Genomic DNA, 416 nt, shown 5'->3' with positions numbered 1-416 from the left:
ATGCAGGGTCATGCTGTCGTCCGTCAGCGTCAGATGCTGGTCCTTCCAGCCGATACGGCCGGCAAAGGGCGCCGCGACCGCGCTTCCTGCGGCAAGGCAGATGTCGACATGCAGGGCGAAGGTCGCCTGTGCCGCGGTGTTTCCGAGGGCAGCGCGGGAAAGCCGATATTCACCATAGCGCGTCGCCGCCGTGCCGTTTTCGGTTGCAGCCCGGGCAAGCAGCCGCCAGTCCATATCGGCGTCCAGCCAGTTGCCTGCGGAAAAATGCGCACTTCGTACGCCAAGATCGACATAGGCGATCGCAGCCGGATCGATATCGGGCAGCAAAGGCAGCCATGCTGATGCCGACGGGGCGGCGACATCCGCGCCGGCCGCCTTGAGGATGGCGGCTTCCATGAGTTCGAAGGGAACCGACA

The 416-nt window shown here is 64.7% G+C and carries 1 pseudogene; it reads right to left on the bottom strand.

From position 1 onward, the window contains the following. Positions 1 to 416 (bottom strand): annotated as a pseudogene (locus AC5ZG1_RS44525) (aminotransferase); the annotation flags it as partial.

It is taken from the genome of Bradyrhizobium sp. Leo78, assembly GCF_059512425.1.
Note: the sequence above shows the minus strand (reverse complement) of the source record. Positions and strands in the feature narration are given on the sequence as shown.